The 25,110-nt window shown below is 49.2% G+C and carries 24 protein-coding genes; 13 read left to right on the forward strand and 11 right to left on the reverse strand.

Annotated elements, in window-relative coordinates; genetic code table 11:
* Positions 1-709, reverse strand: a 709-nt coding sequence (locus PHQ97_08580) for a DedA family protein (protein MDD4392784.1), incomplete at its 3' end; no start/stop codon positions are given.
* On the opposite strand from PHQ97_08580, the gene PHQ97_08585 reads away from it, so the two are divergent.
* The 8 genes from PHQ97_08585 (at position 687) to PHQ97_08620 (ending at position 7,700) form a co-directional block, all read left to right on the forward strand.
* Complete coding sequence (locus tag PHQ97_08585) at positions 687-1,274, forward strand: LapA family protein (protein MDD4392785.1); 588 nt, start codon at positions 687-689, stop codon at positions 1,272-1,274. The genes PHQ97_08580 and PHQ97_08585 overlap by 23 nt on opposite strands.
* Before the next feature lie 133 nt (positions 1,275-1,407).
* Complete coding sequence (locus PHQ97_08590) at positions 1,408-2,457, forward strand: efflux RND transporter periplasmic adaptor subunit (protein ID MDD4392786.1); 1,050 nt, start codon at positions 1,408-1,410, stop codon at positions 2,455-2,457.
* A complete protein-coding gene (locus tag PHQ97_08595) occupies positions 2,454-3,464 on the forward strand; it encodes an ATP-binding cassette domain-containing protein (protein MDD4392787.1) in 1,011 nt (336 codons plus the stop codon). Before PHQ97_08590 ends, PHQ97_08595 begins: the two co-directional genes overlap by 4 nt.
* 18 nt (positions 3,465-3,482) lie before the next feature.
* Positions 3,483-4,598, forward strand: a complete 1,116-nt coding sequence (locus PHQ97_08600) for an ABC transporter permease (protein MDD4392788.1) — start codon at positions 3,483-3,485, stop codon at positions 4,596-4,598.
* A gap of 251 nt (positions 4,599-4,849) precedes the next feature.
* Positions 4,850-5,176 carry a c-type cytochrome gene (locus PHQ97_08605; GenBank protein MDD4392789.1) on the forward strand — a complete coding sequence of 109 codons (327 nt, stop codon included), beginning with the start codon at positions 4,850-4,852 and terminating at the stop codon, positions 5,174-5,176.
* Between the two features lie 109 nt (positions 5,177-5,285).
* The gene (locus PHQ97_08610; protein ID MDD4392790.1) at positions 5,286-6,776 is read left to right on the forward strand and encodes a DegQ family serine endoprotease; all 1,491 of its coding nucleotides are present in this window, start codon (positions 5,286-5,288) and stop codon (positions 6,774-6,776) included.
* Between the two features lie 70 nt (positions 6,777-6,846).
* Entirely contained in the window at positions 6,847-7,326 is a 480-nt protein-coding gene (locus tag PHQ97_08615) for a DUF1499 domain-containing protein (GenBank protein ID MDD4392791.1), read from the forward strand.
* The gene (locus tag PHQ97_08620; GenBank protein ID MDD4392792.1) at positions 7,323-7,700 is read left to right on the forward strand and encodes a hypothetical protein; all 378 of its coding nucleotides are present in this window, start codon (positions 7,323-7,325) and stop codon (positions 7,698-7,700) included. Before PHQ97_08615 ends, PHQ97_08620 begins: the two co-directional genes overlap by 4 nt.
* Here PHQ97_08620 and PHQ97_08625 read toward each other — a convergent pair.
* From PHQ97_08625 to PHQ97_08650, 6 genes are all read right to left on the reverse strand, one after another.
* Positions 7,691-8,134: a hypothetical protein gene (locus PHQ97_08625; protein ID MDD4392793.1), complete on the reverse strand. Its 444-nt coding sequence runs from the start codon at positions 8,132-8,134 to the stop codon at positions 7,691-7,693. The genes PHQ97_08620 and PHQ97_08625 overlap by 10 nt on opposite strands.
* 98 nt (positions 8,135-8,232) lie before the next feature.
* A complete protein-coding gene (locus tag PHQ97_08630; GenBank protein ID MDD4392794.1) occupies positions 8,233-11,316 on the reverse strand; it encodes a type I restriction endonuclease in 3,084 nt (1,027 codons plus the stop codon).
* Entirely contained in the window at positions 11,313-12,323 is a 1,011-nt protein-coding gene (locus tag PHQ97_08635) for a virulence protein RhuM/Fic/DOC family protein (GenBank protein ID MDD4392795.1), read from the reverse strand. Before PHQ97_08635 ends, PHQ97_08630 begins: the two co-directional genes overlap by 4 nt.
* Before the next feature lie 63 nt (positions 12,324-12,386).
* Complete coding sequence (locus PHQ97_08640) at positions 12,387-13,733, reverse strand: restriction endonuclease subunit S (GenBank protein MDD4392796.1); 1,347 nt, start codon at positions 13,731-13,733, stop codon at positions 12,387-12,389.
* Entirely contained in the window at positions 13,730-15,835 is a 2,106-nt protein-coding gene (locus PHQ97_08645; GenBank protein ID MDD4392797.1) for a class I SAM-dependent DNA methyltransferase, read from the reverse strand. The genes PHQ97_08640 and PHQ97_08645 overlap by 4 nt, the downstream gene beginning before the upstream one ends.
* A gap of 563 nt (positions 15,836-16,398) precedes the next feature.
* Entirely contained in the window at positions 16,399-17,160 is a 762-nt protein-coding gene (locus PHQ97_08650; GenBank protein MDD4392798.1) for a TSUP family transporter, read from the reverse strand.
* Between the two features lie 443 nt (positions 17,161-17,603).
* Between PHQ97_08650 and PHQ97_08655 the strand changes: the two genes are divergently transcribed.
* On the forward strand, positions 17,604-18,059 hold the full coding sequence (locus PHQ97_08655; GenBank protein MDD4392799.1) for a hypothetical protein: 456 nt from the start codon (positions 17,604-17,606) through the stop codon (positions 18,057-18,059).
* 196 nt (positions 18,060-18,255) lie between these two features.
* Here PHQ97_08655 and PHQ97_08660 read toward each other — a convergent pair whose 3' ends face one another.
* Together PHQ97_08660 and PHQ97_08665 are read right to left on the reverse strand one after the other, a co-directional pair.
* A complete protein-coding gene (locus tag PHQ97_08660) occupies positions 18,256-19,443 on the reverse strand; it encodes an anthrax toxin-like adenylyl cyclase domain-containing protein (GenBank protein ID MDD4392800.1) in 1,188 nt (395 codons plus the stop codon).
* 39 nt (positions 19,444-19,482) lie between these two features.
* A complete protein-coding gene (locus PHQ97_08665; protein MDD4392801.1) occupies positions 19,483-19,992 on the reverse strand; it encodes a transposase in 510 nt (169 codons plus the stop codon).
* Positions 19,993-20,500: 508 nt separating this feature from the next.
* On the opposite strand from PHQ97_08665, the gene PHQ97_08670 reads away from it, so the two are divergent.
* The 4 genes from PHQ97_08670 (at position 20,501) to PHQ97_08685 (ending at position 23,257) form a co-directional block, all read left to right on the forward strand.
* Positions 20,501-20,923, forward strand: a complete 423-nt coding sequence (locus PHQ97_08670; protein MDD4392802.1) for a DUF4019 domain-containing protein — start codon at positions 20,501-20,503, stop codon at positions 20,921-20,923.
* Between the two features lie 47 nt (positions 20,924-20,970).
* Positions 20,971-21,564, forward strand: a complete 594-nt coding sequence (locus PHQ97_08675) for a LemA family protein (protein ID MDD4392803.1) — start codon at positions 20,971-20,973, stop codon at positions 21,562-21,564.
* A gap of 89 nt (positions 21,565-21,653) precedes the next feature.
* Positions 21,654-22,550 carry a YgcG family protein gene (locus tag PHQ97_08680; protein MDD4392804.1) on the forward strand — a complete coding sequence of 299 codons (897 nt, stop codon included), beginning with the start codon at positions 21,654-21,656 and terminating at the stop codon, positions 22,548-22,550.
* A gap of 50 nt (positions 22,551-22,600) precedes the next feature.
* On the forward strand, positions 22,601-23,257 hold the full coding sequence (locus tag PHQ97_08685) for a TPM domain-containing protein (protein ID MDD4392805.1): 657 nt from the start codon (positions 22,601-22,603) through the stop codon (positions 23,255-23,257).
* 71 nt (positions 23,258-23,328) lie between these two features.
* Here the strand turns inward: PHQ97_08685 and PHQ97_08690 are convergent, their stop codons facing one another.
* Positions 23,329-24,162 (reverse strand): MBL fold metallo-hydrolase, encoded by an 834-nt coding sequence (locus PHQ97_08690; GenBank protein ID MDD4392806.1) that lies wholly within the window; start codon positions 24,160-24,162, stop codon positions 23,329-23,331.
* Positions 24,163-24,220: 58 nt separating this feature from the next.
* Entirely contained in the window at positions 24,221-24,829 is a 609-nt protein-coding gene (locus PHQ97_08695) for a DnaJ domain-containing protein (protein MDD4392807.1), read from the reverse strand.
* Positions 24,830-25,110: the final 281 nt, after the last annotated feature.

The raw sequence follows: 25,110 nt of genomic DNA on the forward strand, positions 1-25,110 counted from the left end.
AAAAGGCAACGATCAGACCCCGCTTGATGTAACGCCTGACCCCTTGGACAGGGACATCTGAGGCGATCCAGGCTTCCAGAAAAGACAGCCACGTTGCCCCTTTTACGGCGAGAAAAAAGAAAAGCCGCCGGAAAAGGGTTACCGCCAGCCACAGGACAACGGCCACCAGAAACAACAGCACCACCAGCCGTGTGCTGACGTCCCTGACAACCGCCAGAGAGGTCCCGAAAAACACCCCGGGCAGGACATAGGCAAAGGCCCAGCCGACGCCCGACAGAATATTGACGGGAATGAACCTTGACGGCTTCATATCCAGCATGCCGGCCACGATGGGAATCACCGGCCTGATGGGCCCGATAAACCTGCCCATCAGAATGCTTTTCCCGCCATGGCGGTTGAAAAAGGCTTCACCGCGGGCCAGCATCATGGGGTGCTTCCTGAACGGCCACAGATCCCTTAACCGCTGGTGATAATGCCGACCGAGCCAGTAGCTGATCCCGTCCCCGGCAATGGCGCCGGCTACCGCCAGGACAATCGTCGGTTTTAATGAAAGATATCCCGTGGCAATGAGGACTCCGATTCCAAGCATGAGAACGGTTCCGGGGATCAGTATCCCGACAAAGGCCAGCGATTCGGACAGGGATATGAGAAACACCACGCCATAGGCGATCTTCGGATAGTCTGAAATGATGGTTAACAGGCTCGACAAAGACATATTCCCGACTTGTTTTCAGTTGGAAAAACGGGGCACAAAACCACCCCGGGGCATCAGTGCCGGCAGACTGACAGGGCCTGCCTGCAACCATGATATCGCTGCCGGCCGAAGCTTCGCAACAGATATGTTTATCCATGCTCATCGACGCGCAGTCAGTGGAACCCGACATCCTGTTGACACTTCCGGAAAAACCATACTATTATTTCCAATAGAAGACAATATCATCTCCCTTTCCGGCAGCATCCGCTCCAGACACGGCACGCCCCGATATCACACGAGTTTGCTTGTTTTATATTTAAAAAATGACGGAGTTCAGCCATATCAGAAAGGAAATTCCATGAACACGTTAACAAAAATAAAATTGACCGGTGGCATTGTTTTCACGCTTCTGACGATCATCATCGTCCTTCAGAACACGGCAGCAATTGAAACCCGGCTTCTTTTTTTCACCGTGACCATGCCCCGCGCCGTTCTGCTCCTGCTGACATTTGCATCAGGGGTAATCGTCGGGCTGCTCATCGCCTTTGGTCTGACACGGAAACAGGCATCCGGAAAGTGATCCCGGAGGAGATTTCCCGTCTTTTAACATAGAAGCGTCAAACCCAATGGCAAGGCGAATCCGTGATGTCATTCATACCGACAAACTGACACAGCCGCAGTGAATGCTACCGGTGCAGAAGGGTTTTTTTTAGATGAAGAAAAAAATAGCATCTGCCGCGGCCTTTATTACAGCGATCATTACAGTCTGCCTGTTGCTGTTTTACCATATCCGGGAAAAGGGGCCGGAGGTTATCCGGTCCACCGGCACGGTCGAAGGAACCGAGGTCAATATCGCTTCGATGATTTCAGGCAGGATTGCCGCCCATTACGTTGATGAAGGCGACCGGGTTCAAAAATCGGACATTCTCATCGAGCTGGAAAGCGACGAACTTGAAGCCTCGCTTGAATCAGCCCTGGCGGGCGTTGAAAAATCAAGGGCTGATATCCGGGTGTTTTCTTCAGCCATTGACACCGCCCGGGCCGCCATCCGCAGCGCGGAGGCGGAGATTCTCACTGCACGGGCACAAATGGACAGGGCACAGGCTCAGATGGCAGAAACAGAGCGGGACATGCAGCGGTACGGGATCCTCTACCGGAAACAGATTGTCCCGAAGGCATCGTATGAGAGCACCGTCACCCGTTATGATACGGCAACAGCGGATTATTATGCGTCAAAAGCCGGCCGGGCGGCAGCCGATTCCGGACTCCACGCCGCCAGAACCCAGCTCAGGGCCGCTGAAAGCCAGCTGGATTCGGCCCGGGCATCCCTGAAACAATCCGAGGCCAATGTATTGTTTTGGCGGGCCCGGCTGGCTCAGACGATCCTGTCGAGCCCGGTTTCCGGAACGATCGTATTCAAGGGGTTTGAACCGGGCGAAACCGTCAGCCCCGGCCAGACCATTTTAACCCTCATCGATTTCAACGGCCTCTATATCCGGGTGGACATCGAAGAAACGCTGATTGCCGCCATTTCGCTAAATTCTCAGCCGCGAATCCGCACCCCTGGAAAACCCGGCCACATGCTTGAAGGCCGGGTCACTCGCATCGGACGCTACGGAGAATTTGCCACTCAGCGGGATGTCACCCGGGGCCGTCAGGATATCAAAGCTTTCAACGTCCATATCCGCGCAGATGACCCGGCCGGCCTTCTGAAGCCCGGAATGACCGTCGAGGTGGCGTTTACCGGGAGCAGAAGCAGATGACGGTTTCCGCCAACGCAATTGAAGTATCGGACATGACCCGGCGGTTCGGACCCGTTGCCGCTGTTGACCATGTGAGTTTCAATGTCGGCGAAGGGGAGATATTCGGATTTCTCGGCCCCAACGGAGCCGGGAAAACCACCCTGATCCGGATGCTGACCACCCTGATCCGTCCGAGCTCGGGCACGGCCCGCATCAGCGGCTTTGATGTGGTAAGCCGCCCCGATGCGGTCCGGCGCAGCATCGGCGTCGTGCCCCAGGCCATGACCAGCGACCTGGATCTAACCGGTCATGAAAACATGGACATTTACGGCCGGTTTTACAGCATTGCCGCAAAGACAAGAAAAAAACGGATCTGCTACCTTCTGGACAAGGTTGGCCTCAGCGACCGGGCCGGGAATCTGGTGGGCACCTATTCCGGGGGAATGCGAAGGCGGCTTGAGATCGCGCGTGGCCTGCTCCACCAGCCGAAAATTCTGTTCCTCGACGAGCCGTCCATCGGCCTGGATCCGCAGTCCAGACGGGTGGTATGGGAGTTTATCCGGAACCTCAGCCGTGAAGAGACGATCACCATTTTCCTGTCCACCCATTACATGGAAGAAGCCGAGGCCTTATGCAGCCGGATTGCCATCATCGACAGCGGAAAAATCATCGCCATGGGCACACCGGATGAACTCAAGTCCGTCGTCCCCGGAAACGATATCATCACCCTTGCCGTTGAAAATCTCACGGACACGGTAGCCGAAAACATCCGGCAGCTGCCGTTTGTCCATAAAATCGGGATTGACGACGGAAAGGTCATCATATACGTGGACAGCGGGGCCCGGAATCTTCCGCTTCTTATCGATGAGATCCGGTCCATGGGCAGAAAAGTGATATCCATTTCACTTCAGGAGCAATCCCTTGAAGATGTCTTCATCCATTTTACCGGCAAATCGATCCGGAAGGAAGAATCCCGGAAGGTCAATTTTCTGATCGGAGCCGGAATCCCCCGGAAACCGGGCAGATGAACACCCAAAGGATTTATCATGATCCGACTGATGGCCGTGATAGACAGGGATTTTAAAAAATTCAGAAGAAATCCGGTTGTGCTCGCCATGAGTATCTTCATGCCCATATTGTATCTGATCATTCTGGGAAATTCTTTTCAGGGAAAACTCCGGCATCTTCCTGTAGTGGTTGTCAACCAGGACACGGGAACCTTTTCAAAACGCATCATAGAAAACCTCCGCGCCGTTGAAGCCGGTCCCCGGACCTTGAGCATCGAATCCGCCGCCGACCCCGGAAGCGCTATCGAAGGCGTCAAAACCGGCCGGTACAAGGCCGCGCTGATCATCCCGCCGGATTTCAGCAAACGGGTTATCGCCAGAGGCAAACCCGAAATCGGCCTTTTCCTGGACAACACCGACGGAATTTCATCCGAGACAATACGATCCGTGGCAGCCGGAGCGATACGATACGTCCGGTCCGAATATGAGCCCGTCCGGCAAAAGCCGGACGAGATCATGATGCGCGATATCAGCCTTTACCGGCAGGTCGATTATAACCAGTCCCTCGTACCGGGCGTGGTCATCATGGCCATCTTTCTGGGTGCGCTGACCACGGGGGCATTCAATCTGGTCATGGACCGGTTTCTGGGTGTCGATGAAAGCTATCTGCTCACGCCGCTGACCCAGCTGGATATCGTTGCCGGACTGATCATCAGCGGCCTGACCATCACCACGTTTATCGCCGGAATCATTTTTATCGTCTGCATCGCGATTACCGGCATTCCGTTTTCACAGACATTCATGCATGCGCCATCGCTTTTTCTGATCATTATCCTGACCACGCTCAGCCTGCAGAGCCTCATGTTCCTCATTCTGGGCCGGATACGTCACCCGCGGATCGTCGGGATACTGAGCGGATTTATGAACGTCATCCTGTTTTTCCCCAGCGGTGCAGTGTATCCCATATCCAGTTTCCCCGGCTGGCTCAGGATGCTTACAAAAATCAATCCCGAAGCCTACGCAGTCGATGCCTTGAAATCGGTGATCTTCAAAGGAGCCGAGGTGCAGACCATCCTGGCCGACATCGGGTTTCTCTCGGTCTTTACCGTAATCATGATGACCGCAGCAATTATCACCTTCAAACGGACCCTGTAAATGGCCTGTCACGCGTCGGTCAGGCTCCCGGCGAAAGGTGGATGATCAGCTGCCAAAGCCATTTTAAACCCGGTTCCTAATGGTTTTTTCATATTGAAATAGACACTTTTACTAATAGGCAGGCCGGTTGCAGCATCATAATATATTAAATGAATCTATCCTCTTTTATGACATCCGGGCGGGTCGCCATGACGTTTCTGTCATCTGAACAGAAAAATTTCTCATCACCCCCCCAAAAAAAAGGAGTTCATATGAACCGAAAAGGAACAATTCTGTTTATTGCACTGCTGCTGAGTGCAGCAACTGCCAGCGCGCAACAGCCAAACGTATTTGAATCACAGGGATGCGGCGTCTGCCATAAGCCTTCCGGTGGCGTCGCAAATCCTTCCCTGATCGATATTTCAAAAAATTACACAGACAGAGAAGGCCAGTTGATAAAGTATTTCAAAGGAGAGGCCGAACCGGTCATCAATCCGCAGAGAGCCGGGATCATGAAACCACATCTTGAAAAAACAAAGGCACTTTCTGATGCAGACCTGAAAAACCTGGCTGATTTTATCATGAACCACAAACAATGACCGATTATACACTGACAATATCCTTCACGGAAAATTTTAAGACTCAGGCGGCATCGATGCCGTTAAAGGACATTGCTCAAGTGATTGTCGAAAAAAATGGGGGGGGTAAATGTTGATCATCATGGAAACCGGCGAAAGCTGGAATAGTAGAACTATTTCACCGGGAAAGCGATATGTAAAATTTCTGTCTATCATATGTCTGGTAATCCAGACATGGGTATGGATGCTTGTCCTGCCGGCTTCATCACAGGCCTTCACAACCGCCGATGCCCGGTCAGGCATCCCCCAAACCTTTTCTCCTCTGGTCAAAACGGCCAGTCCGTCGGTAGTAAACATCAGCATCGTAAAAACCATAAAGGGCACCCGAATGCCTTCCCTTCCATTTGCGCCGGATGATCCCATGAGAGACTTTTTTGAACAGTTTTTCGGCGAGCAGATACCCGAGGATTTTAAACAGCAAAGCCTCGGAACCGGTTTTATAATCGATCAGGAAGGCTTCATTTTAACCAATAATCACGTGGTTGAAAAGGCCGATGAAATCAAGGTGATACTGGCCGACAGCAGAGAATTTATCGCCCGGGTTATCGGTCGGGACCCGAAGACAGATCTGGCGCTCATCCGCATTGAAGATGATAAACCCTTGCCCGCCCTGCCGCTGGGAGATTCGGACAAACTCGAAGTCGGGGACTGGGTCGTTGCCATCGGAAATCCATTCGGCCTGGGCAATACGGTGACATCCGGCATTGTCAGCGCCAAGTACCGGCATCTGGGGGTTCAATCCTACGACAATTTTATCCAGACAGATGCATCCATCAATCCAGGGAACAGTGGCGGGCCGCTTCTGAATATATCCGGAGAAGTGATCGGGATCAATTCCGTCATCTTCTCCCAGAGCGGTGGTAACATCGGTATCGGTTTTGCCATTCCCATCAATATGGCCAAAGCGCTCATTCCCCAACTCAAAAAAGGTAAGGTGATCCGGGGCTGGCTGGGTGTTATCATTCAACAGATAACTCCTGCCCTGAAAGACAAACTCGGTCTCAAGAATGAACTCGGTGCACTGGTATCTGATGTACCCGCAGGCGGACCGGCTGACAAAAGCGGTATCCAGCGGGGGGATGTCATTTCATCCTTTAACGGAAAATCCGTCACAAGCTCCCGGGACCTGCCCGCTATCGTAGCAGCCACGCCTGTCGGAAAAACAGTGGAAGTTGAAATCATCCGAAAAGGCCAACTGAAAACCATCCAGGTCACCATCGAAGAAATGAATGAGCAGGGAGAAGAAGGACCTGCCCCAGCCGTTAGAGAAAAATCGGCCGGGCTTGGCATGAGGGTAGAAGCACTCACACCGGAGATCTCAAGTGATTTTGGCCTCACGCAAACAACCGGAATAATTGTCGTTGAAGTGCAACCGGATTCTCCGACTGAAAATGCCGGCATCATGGCCGGCGATATCGTCCTTGAAGTCGATCAGGTCCCGGTAAAAAATATCGATGATTTCTACCAGAAGATCAAACCGCATACCGCCGGGGATACCATCCTTTTTCTGATTGAGCGTCAAGGCATCACTCAATACGTAGCTCTTGGTATTCCAAAATAATCCGAAAAGTTCCACTCAACTGCAGACGTTATAAGGCCTCGGCAATGATGAAAAAAGGATTGGAAAGCCGATGTTAAACCGCCATCATTGGGTTACGACGATTCTCGGGCTGCTATTTGCCGTCATATCGTGTTCCGGAAAAAATCCCGCCGATATCAGGATGATTAACGGCCGATTAAGCCCCTGCCCGGATACGCCCAACTGCGTATGCAGCGAAGATGAAGGCAGATCATCTTTTATTGAACCGATAGCCTTCAACGATGCAGCAGAAATCTCATGGGAAAGGGCAAAAGCCGTCATACAGCAGATGGGCGGAAGCCTGAAAACCTCAGAAGACGGTTATCTTCGGGCGACCTTCACGACGAAGGTTTTCCGGTTTGTGGATGATCTGGAACTGCGGATGGATGATAAAAAAAAAGTTTTTCATGTGAGGTCGGCATCCAGAGTCGGACATTCGGATCTGGGTGTTAACAGAAGGCGGATAGAGAGGCTTCGGGCCGCATTCAACCTGGAGCAGAAATCAACAAACAGAAAGGAAAAAGAACCATGATCACAAAAAAAACCATTTTACTGACCGTATGCATGGTACTGGTCTCATCGGTGCTCTTTGCCAAACAGTACAAAATGAAACCCGACAGCAAGGCCATGATGGAACACAGGCAGCAAATGATGGCCGAAATGCAGGCCATGGACAAGGCCCTTGACGAGAAGGTGGCCCGGATGAACGCGGCAACCGGCGAAGACCGCCTGCCTGCCGCCATCGATGTCATCAATGAGTTTGTCTCTCAGCACAAAGTCATGCGGGAGAAGATGATGCGCATCAATGAACAGGAAATGATGCGCATGCAGGAGCATATGGGCGAAGGAATGCCCGAAAAATCCATGATGCAGAAGGAAGCGGAACCCGTCGTCCCTCAGGAGTGATGGCCCGGCAGCTTGAATTTCATAGTAACCTCACCGGTGGCCCGGTCGATATGGATCATTTTTTTCTGATCGCCCGCCGGTATCACCTTCTGTCCGGTCGCCATTTCAAACAATCCGGCAATAAACTGCATGCCGGTGTTGAACACCTCTTCCACCTTTTCTGCGGATTGCACCGGCGGTCGGGATTCGGACTGAGTCGGTTTGTCCGGTTCGCCCGCCTCCTCGGCGCGCGCATCGACCGCAGGCAGCGGGTCATCGCCTGTTTCCGATTCTTCTGAGTCATAGGCCAGGGGCGGGTCCGGTTGATCACGTTCACACAGCCGCTCTTCTGGCCGATCCGGCTCACCCGGCCGGTCCGCTGGTTCAGCCGGATTGGTTAATCGGGAAACCGATAACCGGTAATCTGTCCTTTTTTTCTGCCTGCTGACCTGCATCGCGCCATAACGTTGTCAGGTTAAACGGGTTTGATGTCTTCTTCATTTTCGCCTCGCGCCCCTCTTCCGCCGAAGCACAGGACGTGCGCAGGCGGTCTTCATTCTTGTTTCTCCAAAATGCTTTTGTAGATTTCTTTTGCAAGAATCGGGAATATCGTCTTCTGGAAATTATTATCGTCCATATACCTTGTTACGATTCCATCATTTTCTGACATTCTTTGCATCATCAGCGATTCAATAATGGCTCTTATGCCCAGTTCGAATTTATCAAGCGGATTGGCTTTAGCTGTTTGAATGATTCGTTCATCTTTCAAAGCCTTTTCCTTGATCTGTTCAAAGAATAATCTATCTTCGTCGGAAAAGTCTGTTCCAAAACGGTCATTCAATGCCTGAATGATTTCCGAAAGAGGTTTGTCTTCATCTTTTGCTTTTCCTGTTCCTACTGCGGTTGGAGATTTAACGCCATACGGATCACCGTCTTCCATAACAATAGCGTCAGACATTACTTTTTCGATACGGTAATATTGGAGAACAACTTCTTTTTCAGGATGCGGGTTCACTCCGTCTTCACCTGAGTCAAGACGAGGAACCAGGTAGCGGCCATAGCTGTAAAGCATTTCAAGTTCTTGGTCGGAATATGGGATGATTTGACTGATGAAGGAATAGAAACTGGTATAGGCGGTTATCTTTTCATAGAAGGCTTCCTTTTTCTCTGCATCAAGCGCTTTGAAACGATCAACAGCGGGAGCAACCATTTTTTCCATACGTGCATGGTCAGAAGGATTTTGTTTGTATTGCGGGAGGTAGAAAACATGACAAAACCCAACCACCTCTGACCATAAGTAGACCTGGAATGAATTCAATTCATGTTTAAGCAACTCAAGGTGATTTGGATCGGATGACTCTTGCAGTGTCGTCACATTGTAATAAGGCTTGAAAGCCTTGCGGATGTCTTCGGATTCATTCACGAAATCGAGAACAAAAGGCGGTTCCTTACCGGCGATTGTCCTGTTTAACCGTGATAATGTCTGAACCGCCTGTACGCCATCCAGCCTTTTATCTACATACATGGCACACAAAAGCGGTTGGTCAAAGCCGGTCTGGTATTTATTGGCGACTAAAAGCACCTGGTAATCAGACGAATCAAATTTATCCGGAAGCTGGGATTCAGAGATGGTTTTTCCGGTAACCGCATCAATATTCATTGATGGTTCCGTATATTCTTTTACCGTGTCCGGGTCTTTAACGGTTCCACTGAAGGCGACCAGCGGATGAATATCGGCGTAATGGTTTTCTTCGATATATCGTTGAAATGCCAGCATGTACCGTACGGCATGCAATCGTGAACCGGTAACGACCATGGCTTTGGCCCGTCCACGGAGTTTGTGTTTAACATGGTCACGAAAGTGCTCAACCATGATTTCGGTTTTCTGTTCGATGTTATGGGGATGCAGGGCCATAAACTTGGCAAGTTTTTTCCTGGCCTTTTTTTTCGGCATGGCCGGATCGTCCTCAACGCTTTTTACCAGTTTAAAGTAAGTCTTGTAGGTGGTATAGTGTTGAAGCACATCAAGAATAAAACCTTCTTCAATGGCCTGCTTCATGGAATAGGTGTGAAAGGCTTCCGGTTTTCCGCTGGCTCCCTTGCGGCCAAAGAGTTCCAGTGTCTTGCCTTTGGGTGTGGCGGTAAAAGCAAAGAAGCTCAGATTTTTCTGTCTGCCCCGCGATTCCATGACTTTATTGAGGCCGTCTTCCCAGTCCAGCTCGCTTTCTTCTGTCCCCTGTTCGGTGCCTGCACCTAAAATGCGTTTGAGCTCGCGCGCAGTTTCACCCGTCTGGCTGGAATGGGCTTCATCGACAATCACCGCATATTTCCGGGCAGCTATGGCGTCCTGCCACTCTTTGGCCTTGGCAATCGAGGCTTGGTCCGGGTTGTCTATATTATCAGCACCGGCAATATGTAAAAGCCCGCGAAGAATAAAGGGAAACTTTTGCAGCGTGGTAATGACGATCTTGGTGCCATCGACCAAGGCTTCGGCAAGCTGGCGGGAGTTTTCATCAATCGCCTTGACGACCCCCTGGGCATGTTCTATCTGGTAAATGGCGTCCTGTAATTGTTGGTCGAGTACGCGGCGATCAGTGATGACCACCACGCAATCAAAAATCTTTGCATCGGTTACGGTATGGAGGCTGGAAAGCCGGTGGGAAAGCCAGGAAATGCTGTTGGTTTTACCGCTTCCGGCTGAATGCTGAATCAAGTAGTTATTGCCTGCCTGTTCTGTACGGGCATTTCGTACCAGGCTCCGGACGGCATCAAGCTGATGATACCGGGGAAAAACCATGGTTTCTCTGGTGACTTTCCTGCGACCGCCCGCCACATCATAAACGGTTTCTTCACTGGTTTCCAAAAAGATATAATTTCCGACGATATCCAGAAAGCTGGTCCGTTCAAGAACATCTTCCCAAAAATAACCGGTTCGGTGACCCGACGGGTGCTGAGGATTGCCTTTCCCGCATTCAATTTCACCAGGGGCACTGCCACGGTTAAAGGGCAGGAAGAAGGTTTTTTCTTTGTTGAGGCGGGTTGCCATATACACTTCATCCGGATCAACTGCAAAGTGAACCACCGCTCCCTTGATAAACTGAAAGAGCGGTGCGCGCGGATCACGGTCGCTCTTGTATTGGGATACTGCCTGTTTCCAGGTTTGCCCGGTAGCCGGATTTTTTAGCTCCATGGTGGCAAGCGGTATCCCATTGAGCGAAAGAACCATGTCAACGGTGCTGGAATCGGAGGGATGACAAGCAATTTGACGGGTGGCATGGAGTTGATTTTTTAAAAACAACTCAAGGGTTTCTTTGACCAGACTGTGGGCCGGTTGAAAATATGCCAGCTTGAAGATTTTCCCATAGAACTTGAAGCCGTGGCGAATGATGTACAGGGTTCCCTTGAAATTTCGCTCTTTAACCAGGGTTTCAATCAATTTTCCGATGAGTTCTTGGCCATGGAGTTTTTCCATCTGCGCCCAAAGGTCTGCCTGGGTGTCTTTTATGAAGGAAATGACTTGATCGGGAAAGAGGGCTTTGTTTTTATCCCATGATTGATTGGAACCGGAAATCCACCCCCTTGCGGACATGGTTTCCTGGATATAGGCTTCAAAGGCTTTTTCGGTGGTTGCTTTCATACCTGACTCCGGTTCATTATGGTGATGGCAATCTGGATCATGGTATCTTTTTCTTCGGGTTTTGATAAGGCGATAAGCAGCGTCAATGCCGCAAGTCCATCGTTGCTGATGGCTCTTTGACCGTCAGGACGCGTCAGGAGTTTGTTTTTCTCCAGAAAGTAGAGAAAAAGCGCCGCAGCTATGCGTTTGTTTCCATCGACAAACGAATGGTTTTTGACGACAAGATAAAGGAGTATGGCGGCTTTGTGTTCAATGGTGGGATAGAGTTCGGTACCGGCAAAACTTTGATACATTTGGCAGATCGAGCTGTCAAAACTCTTGTCTTTGGGTTTTCCGAACACATCGGAATCAAAATCGCGTCGCATGGCGGAAACGACATCAAGAAATTCCTGTTTTTCAATGACCACGGCAGGGGTGCGGGTTTTCCCGCTGGTTTCCAGGGATTCATGGTCGTAGTTGTCAAGAATTTCCAGTCCCTGGGAAAAATCAGACAATACTTTGATGACGCTCCGGGCCTGGTCAATGGTTTCGATATTATCCAGCAGGCTTCGCTCCACCAGGCGGATGGATTCTTTCAGCTGCGCTATCTGGATTTGTTGCTCAGCGAGCCGCTTCGGGTTGATGGTGTAGCCCTTGACGATATGCTCTTTGAGGATGCGGTTGGCCCAGATGCGGAATTGGGTGCCGCGCTTCGAGTTGACCCGGTAGCCGACCGAGAGGATCATGTCGAGGTTGTAGTGGCGTATGTCCCGGCGTACCTGCCTTTTACCCTCCTGACGAACTTGTGCAAATTTTGCACAAGTTGCCGCTTCTTCCAACTCGCCGGTATCAAGAATATTTTGAATGTGTTTAACCAGAGATGTTCGCTCGGTAGAAAACAGCTCTTCCAACTGGTATTGAGTCAGCCAGAGCGTTTCAGCCTCAAGCCGAACGTCTGTCTGCACTGTGCCGTCAGGGGTCGTATAGATAACTATTTCGCCCTTATCCGGTACCATTTCATTTTCCATAACACCCCCATTGCTTTTTTTGCTCACGCGGAGGCGCGGAGGACGCGGAGAAGAGATAGAAATTCATAGTGCACCTCGCACATCGATCTTACCGGTCACCGCCGAGCTGATCAGCGCTGTCCGGTATTCTTTGAGCCGCTCAATGACTGCAGCCACCTTGACAGAAAGCGTATCGATCTTCGCCGTCTCTCGGTCGAGAAAAGCGGCGATGGCTTGCTGTTCGGGGAGTGGGGGAAGAGTGATTGGGAAAGCTCCAATTTGCTCAAAGTTAAGACCTTCTCGAGCCGAACCAGTTTGAGCAAAATCATAAAACGATTTCGCTGGCCTACTTTTTAGATACTGAGCAATAAAACTTGAATAATCACTTTTATTCAACCGAATTACACAAACATGCTGATTGACATTTGCTCTTCCCAAATCTTTTGGAGTAATACACGTTCTCCCTAATGACGCTCCAGTGATATTTAACAGAATATCCTTAGGCTTCACACGAGACCAGGCCATTTCCTTATCAATTTTTTCATCAATATATACAACATCATCAAGGTATAGGCCATCATCATAGACATTTTGACTTCGTAAAAAAAGCACACCCTCAGTTTGGTAAACATCAGCTCCACCGGTTGGTGTTTTTCCACTGCCGATACGTGTCGTTAAATGTGCAAGTTTCCATATTTCCCAATGCTCCGGCACATCCCCCAGCCATTCCACGCCGGAGGGTTTCAGCTTGACCGTTGCATCCAGACCCTTGGTGACCGCGCGGGAAATGAGCGCCGTGCGTTGTTCCGCCAGCAGCTCCAACAGCCGCTGTTTTTTAGCGATGAGTGAATCGATGCGCCCCGTCTCGCGGTCGAGAAAGGCGGCGATGGCTTGCTGTTCAGGGAGTGGGGGCAATAGAACGCAAAAATTTCCAATTTGTTCTTGTGATAACATCGGAACGGCTGTTGAACTAACCATATTGTCGACAATTGATTTCATAAAGTCATTCATAAGCCAAAAGCAAAGAAAAGATGAATTATGTAAACTTGCTTTTATAATAACAAGACTTGGATTGATTGTTGAATGCCCTATGTCAAAGTCAATACAAATCGGGAAACCGCATGTACCTCGTTGCCCTAAAAGAATATCACCTTTAGAAACCTTTATTTCAGGTGATTCATGGTATTTATCCCATTTTAAATATGTTCTTTTCTGTAAATCTACTTTCCCATTTTTTGAAAGATTCGTTCCTCCTAAAACCAAAGCACCTTCGCCTTCATCTACTAAATCTTCTACTGTATAACCACGGAAACCAATGCGACCATTTACGTTCGTAATAAACTTGACTCTCTTCACCCCCCAATGCTCCGGCACATCCCCCAGCCATTCCACGCCAGAGGGTTTATATTTCGGATAGACTTTACTAATCATTTCAAGCCCTCCGCACTGCCGGTAATCTCGGCAAGCATTGCCACGATCTCCGATTCCAGTTCTTTGACATCGGCAGCAATTGCTTCCAGAGCACGGGGCGGCTCGTAGCGGTAGAAATGGCGGTTCAGCGGAATCTCATAGCCCACTTTGGTTTTGGAATGATCAATCCAGGCATCCGGCACATGGGGAAGAACTTCACGTTTGAAGTATTCATCAATATTTTCTTTGAGTGGCACATTCTCGGTATCTCGCAGGTTGGCATCGGCTTCGGGCCTGCCTTTGGCATCACGGCAGATTTCGGCAGTTTCATCTTTCTCGCTCAGGGCTTCCAGGACTGTTTTCAGTTCGGACGCGGAGAGGCGCACACCCGATTTCTGATCGATGGCTTTCAGTTCTTTTAAAAATGCCATGCGGTCTTTGAATAGTTTTTCAGCCGTCGCTTTGCCCAAATCGGCAAGCAGGGTCCTGATAGCCTGTTGGCGTTTGGTTCCGGCTTCAATCTCCTGCTGGCGGATCGTCTCGTTCTTCTTATTGCTTTCGGCAATCTTGTAAAATCCGCGAAGGTTGTCCATGCGTACGATGCGCTCAGCACATGCCTGAAAGTTCAGACGCAAGGGGCGCTCAACCGTGATTTTGTTGTAGCCGAAGTCGGCATTGTCAAAAATTTTAGAGACTATCACCTGCTTTTTGATACCATCTGTTTCAACCGAGCGGGTTTGATCATGTTTGAAGTTACCGTAGATTTTGCTGATCTCGGCAATCTGGTCGGGGCGGTTTTCTTCGCCGTCACCAATCTGGTTACGCTTGTTCCCCAGGCTCTTGCGCATCTTGACGAAGTACTGCCGTGCATCGATCAGCTGAATTTTTCCGGTACGGCGTTTTTCCTTTCGGTTGGTGACAATCCAGATATAAGTCGAGATACCGGTATTGTAAAAAAGCTGATCCGGCAGAGCGACAATCGCCTCCAGCCAGTCATTCTCAATTATCCACTGGCGGATAGTTGATTCACCGCTTCCCGCATCACCGGTAAAAAGCGGTGAACCGTTGAACACAATCCCGATACGGCTACCTCCCTCTTCCGGTCGGCGCATTTTGGAAATCATGTGCTGAAGGAATAGAAGCGAACCGTCATTGATACGGGGTGTGCCGGCACCAAACCGGCCATCGTAGCCAAGGGTGGATTTTTCATTTTCAATCGTTTTCTGCTGCTGCTTCCATTCCACGCCAAACGGCGGATTAGCCAGCATGTAATCGAACTTTTCCCTGGGGAAGCCGTCTTTTTCAAAGGTACAGTCCGGCTTGATATTGTCCGAATCCTCACCCTTGATCAGCATATCCGCCCGGCAGATACCGTAGGCTTCGTCGTTCCAGTCCTGCCCGAAAAGGTGGGGCTGGGCGTCACTGTTTAATTTTCTGATATAGTCTTCCGACACCGAAAGCATACCGCCGGTGCCGCAAGCCGGATCATAGATGGTTTTGACGACATGACTTTTCCGTAAGTCAGTTTCAGGTGAAAGAAGCAGATTGACCATCAGCTTGATCACTTCGCGGGGGGTAAAGTGCTCTCCGGCCTCTTCGTTCGATTGTTCCGCGCCGATCCGAATCAGTTCTTCAAAGACATAGCCCATCTGCAAGTTGTCAATTTTTGATGGTAAAAGGTCGATCTCATCGGAAGCAAACTTTTTGACCACATTGAACAGCAGATTCTTTTCATTCATCCTGTTGACTTGAATGCCAAAGTCCAATTTCTCGAATATCTGCCTCACATTGGGTGAAAAGGCATTGATGTAACTATTGAGGCTCGGTGCAATCTGATTCGGGTCATCCAGCAGTTTCTTGAATGTCAATTTCGACAGATTGTAAAAGGGTACTCCGGTTATTGTTCGAAGGTGTGCGCTGACAATATTTTCTGACTTTCCTTTGAGCTTATCAAATTCAATCAGCACGCTATCCTTGGTCGGCTCGAGGATGCAGTCAAAACGCCGTAAAATGGTCAATGGGAGAATGACTTTCCGGTATTCATTACGTTTATAAGGACCACGGAGCAAGTTGCAGATACTCCAGATAAAATTTACTGTATGGCCATGCGTTTGTACTGACATTAATGTCTCCTGTTCTATTGCCTTCTTGTTTCTTTTTTTCTCGTGCACCCGGCACGGTCGCGGATGCTCCTGGAGCGCGTTCGATTATCGCATATCCGATTTTTTTCTCTATTTCCGTCCACGTGTTGTGGCACTCAAAAATTAAGTGGCTTTTGCTTATCTACACTGTACAGAAATTGTTTCCACTAAATTTCCGACTAAATTAGTTTCTAACTGTTTATCACTCATTTCGGAATAATAAACAAAAACCGTATAACTATTAACGAATTGCGTTTTATCCATTGTCCTCCATGAAAAGCCAGCTGCAGATAAATCAGGTACCGATGTGGAGTAGAAAATATTTCGAGATCAAATAAACCGGGATAATGGATAAAATATTATAGAGCTGAGGCGCTTTTATTTTCTCATGATCGGGATAGTATAAACAAGATGGGCGCTTTGCAAGGGAGAATATCAGGTATCTTCAAACGAGGATTTTTCAAGTTGATTTCAGGCGATAGTGATTAACCTTTGGGTTCAAGATTCGACGAGTCAGATCCGACATCGCGTAACCCTTTGTTCTGCTAATTATACGTCGACCATAGCAGTTTAGCTATTGTGATTGCCACCACACAGAGAAAGAAGACCCGGACAAATCGAGTGCCACGCTTCAGCACCAGATGTGAGCCCAAATATGCGCCGATTATTTGCCCGAGACCCATCGTGACACCAGGGAACAGGATGACGTGTCCGCCTAGGGTGAATGTGACTAATGCCACGATATTACTCGTGAAGTTCAAAACCTTTGTGTGTGCGGTTGCTTTCTTGATGTCAAATCCGAGCCACAGGACAAAGGCAATCGTCCAAATAGTCCCCGTACCCGGCCCGAAAAACCCGTCATAGAATCCAATCAAGCATCCGAACAACAAATAGAACAACCAGGGGGCTATGCGATAAGGCCTGTACACTGTTCCTAAGTTGGGATTGCAGAGCATGTATATGAAGATGACGACAAGAAGAGCCGGGATCATGTGTTCCAGAAAATCCGCCGATATGACATGAACGGTCATCGTTCCGGCGAACGCACCGAGAGCGGTAAAGCTGATACCGAGTGTGAGCTCTCGGAACCGCACCATATTGCCGCTGCGGTAGTTCAGTGCCGCGGTCAGACTGCCGAAACTCGATTGCAGTTTATTGGTGCCCAGCGCCAGGTGAGGAGGAAAGCCGACAGCTAAAAGCGCCGGGATGGTTATCATGCCCCCTCCTCCAGCGATGGAATCAACAAAACCGGCAAGGACACCGGCAGTAAACAGGATGCCGAGACAACCGCAGGACAGGTCAATCATATAGATTCTCTATATGGGGCCGAACGTCATGCTGAACAGCCAGCAAGGGGAACGAGGCCCTTATAAAAACAACGATTAATTTAAAAAATTGAAAATACATTTACAATCCTGAAAAGCTCCAGCCTTATCACAGGTATTGTCTTCGACAAAAGGAAAATTTGAGGGGAATAGCTGATAGACAATTCAGCTGCTTTCAGCTGGGGTCGGACCAGGATAACATATTGGAATAAAATAAATACGCTCAAAATCGATCCATAAAATACCGCTTGGAATTCACTTTTGGATATCAGAAAGCGACCTCTCAGAAGATTCATACAATACGGAACGAAATTTCTCATTCCCAAAAAGGATATTTTTTACAGCAATGGCAAGAGCAAACAGGCATTTCATTCCCGGATACATATGGCATATCACCCATCGATGTCATAAAAAGGGTTGTTGTAATGATTGCCGGCCGGACCGGTCAGGAATTTAACATCCGGAAAAAGAGAAAAGGCGCTTTTGGGGAGGATCGGTACCATGCAACAGCTATAGACACCGATCAGCACCTGAGACAATGCATGCTCTATATCGATTTAAATATGGTCCGTGCGGGTGTTGTAAGCCATCCGTCGGAATGGCTTTTTTCCGGTTATCACGAAATACTGGAACCACCCCGGCGGTACCGACTGATTGATCGGGAAGAACTCATAAATTCTCTTGAAATAAATAACCGTTCAGATTTTTCCGAAATTTATCAGAAATGGATTGATGCCGAGTTACAAAAAACAAATACCTGCGAGGCAAAATGGGGCGAACGCATTGCGGTGGGACGTGTCGGGTTCGTAAATCATTTCCGTAAAAGATCCGGTCATACGGTCAAGGGTCGTAACATAAACTGGTTCCGGGAAAACGGTTGAACTCCGTTAGCATCAATCTCCTTACAGCGCTGTTTTTGACCCTGAAAACGCACCCCTAAGACCGAAAAACATGTATTGTTGGAATGAATTTGATTAAATATCAATATAATAGCTTGGTCAGACCCCGGATACGGTCGGATACGGCAACGACGGCAACCCTGACGGTTCGCTTTGCAGGTGTCCAACGACCATTTGATCAGTCGATGCCAGCCTGGTTCAACCAGTCCCGCTTTGCTTGCTCCTTAAATCCGGACGCACGAGCGGCGGTCACGAGTTCCTTGAAATCGACCAAGTTTTCGATTAATACCGTTCCATGATTTGGCGTGAAGCCGATTAGCGGAAGGCAATCTCGGAGTGAGCCTTTGGCGAGGGCAAAGTTGCCTGCTTCATCGTTGTGATGAATGGCATTCCCGCCACTATAGCCCGCTGCTCCAATTAAGGCCGAATTGAGAATGGCCTTGATCAACATCACGCGGGCACTGACATCTCCAAACCGGTGATGCTCAAAGTGCCCCTGACTTTTCAGGCGATCATCAATGCCTTTCATTCTGACTACACCGCCGCCAGCCAACGGCGGCATCGCTCCCTGCGCTGTCTTTGCCAGCAACGCGGCGTTGAGATTATGCCTGGTAGACATGAGATCCGCTGATCCCGATTTGGGCCAGATCCCGAATAGATCGTAGTCGGCAGTCACGCAGGCTTTGAATCCACGGTGCTTCGTTCCCGGATTTATCAAGCCGAGAATGGTCTCATGTCCGCGGAACCGGATGGGATTGACGCCACTCGGGTAGCGCTGCTTGAACGCGTGGGCTCCCCGCGTGTTGACGCAGATCACGTAGTACCCTGATGGCGTTCCGCCGTCGACACGCAACCACCAGTTGGTCGCATTTCCAACAGGCACCAGGCGCCAGTACAGCAGGGTATCGCCTTTAGTCGCCTTCGATTCGCCAACGAATTCTGAGCCATCAGCTTGCGGCTTGATAACGCCCTTACTCGTTAATTCTTCGATGCGTTGTTTCGAGATAGCGATTGGCATGACATCGGCCACCCATTGGGCATCCGTGACTTTGCCGAAGAACCGTTCCACGATATGACCGCTCAACGCCTCGCTGGTCCACGTCATATTGCGATCTTCATACACCGAATCCTTGGTCAGTCGGGGATCGACGCAGACAAAGCCACTCATTGGACCCCAATTGCACGACTTGGTGTCAATGCGAAAGCCTTTCATACAATACTTCTCTTTGATAAGACCACAAGCCATCACGCCTGGCTCGCGAAACAGGATGATGCAGTTCATTTGCTTGGCGACCGCTTCACAGGCAGACGCGTGGATATCCACAAAACCGGTCACACTGCACGCTTTCAATTTGTCCGTTTTCATTTGTATGTGTCCTCAGTTCGCTTATTTTGTTTGAAAGGGTCAAGTCTGCTCTTGACTCTTTTTTAATTGCGCTTCCAACTTTTTGATACGTTTTTTCAGATTCTGATCATTTTTCATCCGGGATTTCATTCTTTCGATGATACTGCTGACAGTACTGTATTTTTTTAACATGAAAGCGAGCCCTATTTCTTTTAGGCGGTCACGACGCAATTTGCGAATCAGATAGATCGCCGCAATAGATTTGTATCGACCGCGAAAAAGCGAGCCATCCAAATAACGCCGACTGTTAAAGCGTTGCGTGTATAAGCCATTTAGATGTCGCATGGCGCGAGAGATATTGGCTTCAGGCGTATGGACGAGCAGGTGATAGCGGGTGGGCATCAAACAGTATGCAGCAATTCGAATGTTCCACGCCTCCGAGGTTTCTTGAAGCAGTGCGACAAACATCTTGTAATCGGATTTTTCTAAAAAGATATTCTCCACTCTTCGGCCTCGGTTCATGACATGATACCAGGCCTTGGGATAGGCTATTCTGATAGAACGAGACATGAAATGTTGAATAACATCTTAACAGATAAGAGTCAAAAGCAGATTTGCCCCCTTTTCTTATGACCTCTTTTTTTAACTTTTCCCGGTGATATTAATACGCAGCCGGAATCGGACCAGGATAACATATTAAAATAAAATAAATACCCTCAAAATCGACCCATAAAATACCGCCTGGAATTCACTTCTGGATATCCAGAAATTACTAATTTGCCGGTTATCGAGCCTCAAAGTGTCGCCATTTCCGCAATGCTGTTGAGCGGGAATCCGGGATCTTTGCTGGATGCCCGATAAAAACATTCGGGCATGACGATAACGATAAATGGTACTTTTGAAAATCCGGAGCCCCTTAAATCGAGAAAACTTTGATCTTGGAGAAGCTTTTGCATATAATATGCTCCATAGGGATAAAAGACAGATTCGAAAAATTATTGCTGTGTCGCCAAACTCGAAGTATCTTGGACGACAAGTAAGGCGGGCGTTCGCTTCTGAAAAATAGGGAGGAGATCCTATGAGAACAAAGCATGTCATCCTGATGAGCATGTTATTGATCTGCTTCGGTTTCAGTCTTTCGTGGGCTGATTCCGAGACCGAAAGGGCAGCACGTTCTGCCGCTGATGCGTGGCTTTCTCCCATTGATAGCGGTAACTATTCGGGCAGCTGGAAAGAAGCCTCCACCTATTTTAAAGGAGCTGTATCTGAACAAAGCTGGTCAGCATCGCTGGAGGCAGTCCGCAAACCGCTCGGAAAATTCTTCAGTCGAAATATGTTAAAGGCACAGGAATCAAGCAGTCTTCCCGGGGCACCAGACGGAAGGTATGTCATCATGTCTTTTACGACATCATTCGAGCACAAGAAATCAGCTATCGAAACAGTAACATTCATGCTCGACAAAGATGGAAAATGGAGGGCGGCAGGATACTTCATCCAATAAAACAGCCAACAAATAAATGATGATACTACGGGTGAATGGAGGCATCAATGATTAAAAACAGGGTTCGTTACATGATGTTGTTTCTCGCACTCAGCCTGATATCCGGCTGCGGATACAACACGATGCAGCAGAATGAAGAGACGGTGTTCAAGGCATGGGGGGACGTGGAATCCAGCCTCCAGAGGCGTGCCGACCTGATCCCCAACCTTGTGGAGACCGTCAAAGGGTATGCGTCCCATGAAAAAGAGACGCTTGAAGCGGTTATTGAGGCCCGGTCCAAGGCAACCTCAGTGCAGCTGTCCCACAAGGATCTGGGCAGTGCAGAGGCCATGGAACGTCTCAGCCAGTCGCAGGGGGGATTGTCTTCCGCACTGTCCCGGCTTATGGTCATTGTTGAGAGATATCCGGATCTTAAAGCCAATCAAAATTTCCTGGATCTTCAAAATCAGCTGGAAGGGACGGAAAACCGCATCAATGTAGCGCGTCAACGGTATAATCAGGCGGTGGAACTGTTCAATTTCTCTATCCGGAAATTTCCGGACAGTCTTACCAACAGCCTTTTACTCCACCTTGAACGAAAGGAATATTTTAAGGCGGAAGAGACGGCAAAAAGCGCGCCCAAGGTTAAATTTACCCAATAAACCGATCTTTGGCCATTCGGATGATTGTTTATTATTCCTGTTGCGCCCCCCGCCCTCTTTACACCGGGGGCGCTCATTTAAGAGACGAGATGATGAATAAACCTGTGACGATAAGGCTGATAAAATATATATGGATGGGCTGCCTGGGCATCTTTCTTTGCGCTGCCCTGGCCCATGGACTGGAAGTGCCAAAGCTCAACGGACGGGTGAACGACTTTGCCGGCATGCTGTCTCCTGCCACTGAAAATCAACTCGAGACCGTGCTCACCGATTTGGAACGGACCGATTCCACGCAGATTGTTGTGCTTACCATTCCCTCTCTCGAAGGAGAGAATATCGAGGAATACTCGATCCGAGTCGCCGATGCCTGGAAAATCGGTCAAAAAAAGATAGATAACGGTGCGATACTTATAATTTCTAAAAACGACCGCAAGCTTCGCATCGAAGTTGGATACGGCCTGGAGGGGACCCTGACCGATTTGATAGCCGGACGTATCATCGGAAACATTATCGCCCCCCAGTTCAAAACGGGCAATTTTGATCAGGGCGTGACCGATGGAGTTCAGGCCATGATCCAGGTGGTCCGTGGAGAATTCAAGGCGACAGAGGAGACTCGCCGGGCACCTGGTCCTAGCCGGGGGCACTCGAATCTGTTCAGTGTAGTTGTCTTTCTTTTTCTGATCAATTTAATGGGAAGGATCCGACGCCCGCTCGGGGCCCTGTTCGGAGGCATCCTTTTTCCGATCCTGGGGGCCATGTTTTTTAACCTCGGTCTGCTCTGGTCTGTGTTGATGATCCCCATCGGTGTCATCTGTGGACTTTTGATGAGCCTGTTTGGTTCCCCTCTCAGCTTTAGTTCCACCCCTTCCCAACGCAGGCATGGAGGAGGCTTCTGGCTGGGTGGCGGCGGCGGGGGTTTTGGCGGCGGGGGTTTTTCAGGGGGCGGCGGCGGTTTCGGAGGCGGGGGCGCCTCCGGCGGGTGGTAATGGCGAGGCCATCAAGATTGTTGTTTTTCAAAATTCTACAGGTGCCGAAAATGAAATCTTTAGCCCAACAGTTTTTATCCGATCAGGACATGGAAAAAATTATTCAAACGGTCAGGGAAGTGGAACTGAGGACCGCCGGTGAAATCGTCCCGATGGTGGTTTCAAGAAGTTATTCCTATCCCATGGCCGATGTGATCGGCGCAGTGGTGTTTGCGCTTCCGATCTCATTGATACTCAGCCATTTCATCGGCGGCTGGCTGTGGATCGGCCACGAGAACATGTGGCTTTTTTCAGGCGTTTTGACAGCCTGTTTCATCGCCTTTCATCAGATTTGTAAGCACATCCTCTGGCTGAAGCGGCTATTCATCTCCCCAAGGGAAATCGATGAAGAAGTTGAGGAGGCTGCGACCACCCATTTTTTTCGTGAGGGGCTTCATCGAACTCGGGAGGAGACAGGCATTTTGATCTTTATCTCTGTTTTCGAACGCAAGGTCTGGGTCCTTGGCGCCGAGGGTATCAACAAAAAGGTGTCAAAGGACCAATGGGATAAAATCGTTCATATCATTACAGACGGAATTAGACAGAAAAACCAGACAGAGGCCATCTGCCTTGCAGTGAAAGAGGCCGGCCAAATGCTTGAGAAATATTTCCCCATCAGGCAGGATGATCGGGATGAGCTCAAAAACCTGATTATGGAAGATGAATAAAAAGCGGGGTCGGACCGAAAGCGCCGATGCATCCTGTCTGGCTGCGTTACGAAAGCTCGGAATATTTTAAGCTACCGATATTCCAAACACAGCCCGACCCCTACTTCCTTTACGGGTGCTACCGCTGTCAGGCATACTTTAGAGTCAAAATCGGTACAATGGCAGGCGTGCAGCTTTTTCAATCCAAGTCCTTTCAGATAATCGAGCGTTCCCTGCATTTGTTCTTTTGGAGGATTGAGCAGATGTAATCCGCCGATTATATCGACAATTCGATCGTCTCTGCAAACACGTCGGGCATATTCAAGTATATTGCAGATGCCGGCATGAGAACAGCCTGTTATTATGACCAATCCGTCCTCTGATTTATACGCGAGCGCCGTATCATCGATCACGAAGTCATCCTGTGTCTCCCCTTCTTTGCGACCCAGCGGATGGTGAGATTCAAAGGAAAATTTACGCGGAATTTCACCAAGATAAACAAGTCGATCCGTCAGGTGAACAGGAACACTGCTGAGGCTGAGTTTAAATTGCTGTTTCAGTTTCTCTTCAGATATTATGGAACCAATCTCACCCACGCCGTCAATGACGGTACTGATAAACGCTTTTGGATGGGCGACGAGTTCCGGTTTTTTATGCAAATGGTTCTGGAGGATCGCGTTGGTGTATTCACGAATAAGCGTATCCACTCCCCACGTGTGATCCATATGGCAGTGTGAGAAAACAAGATAATCCAGAAAAAGCAGATCAATCCCCATTTTCCGGGCATTTTCAAAAAAAATATGGCTGTAACCACAATCAAAAAGGAGCCTTGTATCCTGATCTTCAATAAAAAACGAAAGCCCCGGTTCAGCAAGAAAATAGTTGTCGATATACGTATTATTATCCACAAGAACGGTTAATTTCATTTTCATCTCTTTCATAAAGTATATGTCTACCGCATCATATCTTGCCGGTATAGCATCATCAATCCACCAGGACCACCCGAAAACAGATATCCTGTCGAACCTGCTCCGTATTTTCAGCCTTCATCAGCACCAGCCCGCCGGCTTCCATGCCCGCCGGGGTTTTCAGGTTCACGCGCACCGTGACATCGCCGGCGTTAAATAAAATCTCCTTTACCGTACCCGTGCGGGCCTCGGCAGATGTCAGGGGCAGGTCGACGATCCATCGGGCGGCCTGGCGGCCCCCGCGGGTTTCAAAGCCGAAAGGAAAATGGCCTCTCATGCCGCAGCCTCTTCGGCCAAATCCGCCCCCCATGCCTTTTCCCCTGCAATGAAAATTACCGCCAAATCCACGCGGGTCGCCTGAAAACCGGGCACTGAGATCATCATCGTAACTGCCGTTTTCCTGGAATCCGGCATGCCCGTATGCATCATAGCGCCTGCGGGTATCCCCGTCACTCAGAATAGAATAAGCCTCGTTGATCTGCTTGAAACGTTCCTCTGATTCAGTATCCCCACCATTTGTATCCGGATGGTAACAAAGCGCAAGACGCCGATATGAGCGTTTGATCTCTTCCACGCCGGCATCACTTGCCACTTCTAAAACAGCATAATAGTCCTTATTCTGCATCTGCATCTATCCCTTCAAAAAACATCTCCAAATGACATTTAACCCCTTTCCGGCTTCAAATTTTACAAAACGCCTTCCTCAATTCCGGGCACATGATCTTCACCCATTATGATTACCGAACGACTGGTAACGCTGTCAATAAATGCTTTTAATTCAACCCGGAATATACAAAAAAATATAAAAATTCTGTAACCGAAACTAAAATTATGGTTCTATAGTCTCAGATATGTAAATCAAAAGCAATTCCTTCTCTTGGAGTGGAAAACGACGCAATTGGAATC

The sequence above is a fragment of the Desulfobacterales bacterium genome (assembly GCA_028704555.1).
Lineage (GTDB): Bacteria > Desulfobacterota > Desulfobacteria > Desulfobacterales > JAQWFD01 > JAQWFD01.